At 39.0% G+C, this 3,620-nt stretch carries 9 protein-coding genes; 6 read left to right on the top strand and 3 right to left on the bottom strand.

What is annotated here, in order from left to right; all coding sequences use genetic code 11:
* On the bottom strand, positions 1 to 206 hold a 206-nt coding region (locus tag HC733_RS21760; protein ID WP_190367073.1), incomplete at its 3' end, for a hypothetical protein.
* 360 nt (positions 207 to 566) lie between these two features.
* On the opposite strand from HC733_RS21760, the gene HC733_RS21755 reads away from it, so the two are divergent.
* From HC733_RS21755 to HC733_RS21740, 4 genes are all read left to right on the top strand, one after another.
* Positions 567 to 734, top strand: a complete 168-nt coding sequence (locus tag HC733_RS21755) for a bacteriocin (protein ID WP_190367072.1) — start codon at positions 567 to 569, stop codon at positions 732 to 734.
* 66 nt (positions 735 to 800) lie between these two features.
* Positions 801 to 968: a hypothetical protein gene (locus HC733_RS21750; RefSeq protein ID WP_190367071.1), complete on the top strand. Its 168-nt coding sequence runs from the start codon at positions 801 to 803 to the stop codon at positions 966 to 968.
* 45 nt (positions 969 to 1,013) lie between these two features.
* Positions 1,014 to 1,526 carry a hypothetical protein gene (locus tag HC733_RS21745; protein ID WP_190367070.1) on the top strand — a complete coding sequence of 171 codons (513 nt, stop codon included), beginning with the start codon at positions 1,014 to 1,016 and terminating at the stop codon, positions 1,524 to 1,526.
* Position 1,527: 1 nt separating this feature from the next.
* The gene (locus tag HC733_RS21740) at positions 1,528 to 1,902 is read left to right on the top strand and encodes a hypothetical protein (protein WP_190367069.1); all 375 of its coding nucleotides are present in this window, start codon (positions 1,528 to 1,530) and stop codon (positions 1,900 to 1,902) included.
* Positions 1,903 to 1,908: 6 nt separating this feature from the next.
* On the opposite strand, the gene HC733_RS21735 is transcribed toward HC733_RS21740, so the two are convergent.
* Positions 1,909 to 2,382 carry a helix-turn-helix transcriptional regulator gene (locus tag HC733_RS21735; RefSeq protein WP_190367068.1) on the bottom strand — a complete coding sequence of 158 codons (474 nt, stop codon included), beginning with the start codon at positions 2,380 to 2,382 and terminating at the stop codon, positions 1,909 to 1,911.
* A gap of 93 nt (positions 2,383 to 2,475) precedes the next feature.
* Here HC733_RS21735 and HC733_RS21730 point away from each other — a divergent pair, with 93 nt between their 5' ends.
* Positions 2,476 to 2,751, top strand: coding sequence for a helix-turn-helix domain-containing protein (locus HC733_RS21730; protein WP_190367067.1), 276 nt, complete (start codon positions 2,476 to 2,478; stop codon positions 2,749 to 2,751).
* Here HC733_RS21730 and HC733_RS21725 read toward each other — a convergent pair.
* Entirely contained in the window at positions 2,727 to 3,047 is a 321-nt protein-coding gene (locus HC733_RS21725; RefSeq protein ID WP_190367066.1) for a hypothetical protein, read from the bottom strand. The genes HC733_RS21730 and HC733_RS21725 overlap by 25 nt on opposite strands.
* 127 nt (positions 3,048 to 3,174) lie before the next feature.
* Between HC733_RS21725 and HC733_RS21720 the strand changes: the two genes are divergently transcribed.
* The coding region (locus tag HC733_RS21720) for a hypothetical protein (RefSeq protein WP_190367065.1) at positions 3,175 to 3,620 on the top strand (446 nt) is incomplete at its 3' end.

The following is a 3,620-nucleotide window of genomic DNA, read 5'->3' as shown; positions in this document are numbered from 1 at the left end:
ACAACACCACAATTCATTGCGGCATAATGGCGTTGATTTGCTAAAAAATCTGCAAACTCACCATAATCATAAGCATGAACTTCTATCAATGACATCGGAACAGTATCGCGTGACTTTGTAAGTATGTAAGCATCACCCGTCACTTTGGTTGGGATCATAAAGTAAACACCCACTAGGCATAGCAGGACAAGCGCAAAAATTTTCATATAAAATCCTTTTAAACTTTTTGTTAATTACAGTTTCATCAAATAATCAAAGCTTTTGTGGAGCCACTTCATCTTACTAGTAAAAGTCTCATTTGTTAAACCTATGTTTATTTTTTGGCTCATGGTTTGAACTCATTTAATAAATCAAAAATGATTTAAAACACAGCATAGCTATATAAACAAAGGGTTTAAATGAATTTTTTCATAAAAACCTTGACCAAACACTATACTAAACGTTTGGCATAGTGTTATAGTTTGGTTAATGGATTAGTAACCAATCTAGCAACAGGATGTTGTATCAACTTCCTTCTGCTGAGTTTGTAACTATCACAAATTTAATTTGATATTTGAGACGTTCAAATGAAAAAGCAATTAAGTAAAACTCTGTCTAAAAAAGCCCTTAGCCACGTAGTGGGTGGGAATGGGAGTGGCAATGATCCAGCGACCCCACCTTTTAGCGCGCATAGTCACCTAGAACCACTTAGTACGCGTGACAGTGGTGGTACAGAGCCATTTGCTGTTTATTAATCTAGTTTAAAATACGTTACAACAATAAGTGATAAGCTAAGCGCTCCAAAAAATAAGGAGTAAACCATGAAGAAGTTAAAACACAAGAAGCTAACCTTTCAGCCTTTGGACCAAGGAATTGCAAAAGTTGTCGCCGCTGGGAACGGTAGCGGTAATGATCCGATTACTCAGGCTAGAGCACAGAGTGTGGCCTATCACAGTGATAACTACATCATAAAAGTTTCAAACCCTTAGGTTGTTTGGGGTGTTATCACCCCTATTTTAGAAAAGGAATTATAGGTGTTTTCTAATTATTCTGAGCTTTTGAATGAACTAAACAACTACTTATGGGTAACGACGGTTTGTTTTCCAATAGCCACGCTTCTACTAAGCCAAGGAAGTAAATCTTACTTTATTGGTGCAGTTGTTTGGTGTGTGTCTCAGTTTATTAGCTTTAGAATTGAGGAATCCCTGTGGAATTTTGCTAAAGATCACGGTGTAGTTTATTGGTTTAGCACGTTCGCTACTATTGATGCTGTAAGTATTACGCTGATTTTCTTATTGCATAATAAGTTGAAAACTAAAGTGGGGTATGAAGCTTTTAGTATTGCGCTTTGTTTTGCCTGTGTGTGTTTTGTACAGATAGCGCGTTACGTTGATGGCATTGTATTACAGACAAAAGTGCTAGGAACATTTTATAAAGTTGCAATCAATACTGGTAATCTAGTTAGCGCTATTATTTTAGCCTTACCTCTGATTGTATTTTGTTCAGTAAAGGTGAAAAGTCACCTAAGTCGTATAAAGGTAAACTAGGATGCTTACTTTAATGTATTTTATTTTTATAGTGCTTTGGGTCTTTTTCATGATGCACCGGATTGTAACGATAAAAGAAACGTCGATAAATGCAGATTCTATAGAAAATTGGCAGGCAGCAGAGCAACCTAATAGTAATGTTTATGAGCTTGAGGCGCTGAATGAAAGGAACGAGTTGTTATTGAGTGGTGAACAACTTTTGCAAAGCACACTAATAACTGATCTAGCTTTTGAAGGCTTGAGCGAGGATTCATTATTAAAGGTAACTGTAAAATACAATACCGCTAGATCAAAAAATATCTCTAATTTGGTAAAACTCGGAGTTTTAGATCCACAGATAGAAAAGTCAAAGCTAAAACGTTCAGCTTCCCATTGAGCACGTTTAGCTAGATTTGATAAGTTCAGCGATATCTGAAATGGTGCTAGACGTAACTTCACCTGTCAGCTTAGCTCGCATGATAATTTCGGCAGCTTTGATGATCGTCTTATAATTTTTCACCGCATCTAAACCATTAATAATGCTTTCACTTCCTCTTAGTTCATAGACGGTTTTTATTGCCTCACCAGCAGACTTTGCAGCAGCCTCTACAGCATAATCAACATCAATACCAGTGCTCTTGATTGTAGATAATCCCGCTCGTTGACCTGTTAAAATAAACATACAGTCAAAACCTTGCGAGCTGAGAGCTGCTAGCTTATCTGACGGAATTGGAGTTTTAGTCTCCCAACGGCCTATCTGTTTAGAAGACATACCCAAAAATGCAGCAACGTCACTTTGCTTTAGATTCAAGCGCTTACGCTCAACCCTTAAATTAATGCAGACATTTAGGTCTGATTTTGTTGATTCAATGGACATATGTGTCTACTATGTAACTGTCTTTAACCAAACCCTTTTGTTTACCGTTCGCCAAAACATCACAAAAGGGTTCATTCAAAAAGGTAGATTACTATGAAATCTCACGAAATTAAAGCTGCCATTGCAGACAAGGGGTATACATTGTCTATGATTGCTGAAGCGTTAGGCGTTAATTTAGCCTCTGTATCTGGTGTTGTTTGTGGCCATACGCAATCACGCCGTATTGCCAATGCAATCTGTAAAATCATCAATAAGCCTATTGAGACGGTGTTTCCTGACACCAAGGGCTATCACACTCCGCTGGTATTAAAAGGTGATGACCGCAAGCATGGTGTTGCAATGCTTCAGCAGCTATTGGCAGCCTCGTAAGGGCTAAGTAACCAATCAATCATCATTTGAGTTACAGAGCTTACAGGAGCCAAACAATGGACAACATCTGCTTTTGCGTAGCACAACGCAATCAATACAAACAACGCCGTGTTTTGTTGTTTGTACAATCTATCAACTACAACCCTACGCTCAATGTGAGAGTAGCAGCCCAGCTCAGTGAGCAATTGGCGCAGTTCAAATGCGTTTGTTTGAACATGTGTAACAGTATTAGGTTTATCGTCAATACACAGCCACTCAAGGCAGTTATTAAATTGGTTAACATAGTTGGTTTGCATGGTTTGATCCCCCGTTTTCAAGATGATCAAATTCTAGCCAGTACGATCCCCGTTTGTGAAGTTCCAAAAAAAGTATGTTTTTGGAATAGGTTTTTAGCGTCTTGCCACTTGCAAAATGGAGGTTGCCATGACTAAGCCAAAACGTAGGCAGTGGGGCCGCATAGTGACTCGTAGCTTGCCGGAATCGCTACAAATATGTAAAGAGCATGCCCAAGCCACTCGCAATATGAGCGTACCACGTATTGCTGATAGAACAGGCGTAAGCACAGATATGCTTTACAAGTATTTGGGTAGTGGCGATATGCCATCAAGCTTACTCATTCCGTACATGGCGGCCACTGGTAAAGAATACCCACTACAGTATATGGCGCACTCTTTAGACAAACTGTTGATAGATATGCCAAAGGGTAAAAAGCCAAGCATGCCAACACTTAACCATTTAAACCAATTTGCCAACCAAGTAATTGGTATGGTGATGCAGTTAGAAGAAGGCGGCGGTAATGCCCAGCATGTGGCCGACCAACTTGTATTACTAATGCAAGATTTAGCTTATCACAAGCTCGAAGCCGAAAA

Source organism: Pseudoalteromonas sp. S16_S37 (genome assembly GCF_014694405.1).
In the GTDB taxonomy this organism is placed as follows: Bacteria; Pseudomonadota; Gammaproteobacteria; order Enterobacterales; family Alteromonadaceae; genus Pseudoalteromonas.
This window is presented reverse-complemented; position numbering and strand designations above follow the sequence as displayed.

Excerpts from the sequence above, each read along its gene's own strand:
- HC733_RS21740 (WP_190367069.1), top strand. The coding sequence starts at position 1,528 with ATGCTTACTTTAATGTATTTTATTTTTATAGTGCTTTGGGTCTTTTTC.
- HC733_RS21725 (WP_190367066.1), bottom strand. The coding sequence starts at position 3,047 with ATGCAAACCAACTATGTTAACCAATTTAATAACTGCCTTGAGTGGCTG.
- HC733_RS21735 (WP_190367068.1), bottom strand. The coding sequence starts at position 2,382 with ATGTCCATTGAATCAACAAAATCAGACCTAAATGTCTGCATTAATTTA.
- HC733_RS21755 (WP_190367072.1), top strand. The coding sequence starts at position 567 with ATGAAAAAGCAATTAAGTAAAACTCTGTCTAAAAAAGCCCTTAGCCAC.
- HC733_RS21750 (WP_190367071.1), top strand. The coding sequence starts at position 801 with ATGAAGAAGTTAAAACACAAGAAGCTAACCTTTCAGCCTTTGGACCAA.
- HC733_RS21730 (WP_190367067.1), top strand. The coding sequence starts at position 2,476 with ATGAAATCTCACGAAATTAAAGCTGCCATTGCAGACAAGGGGTATACA.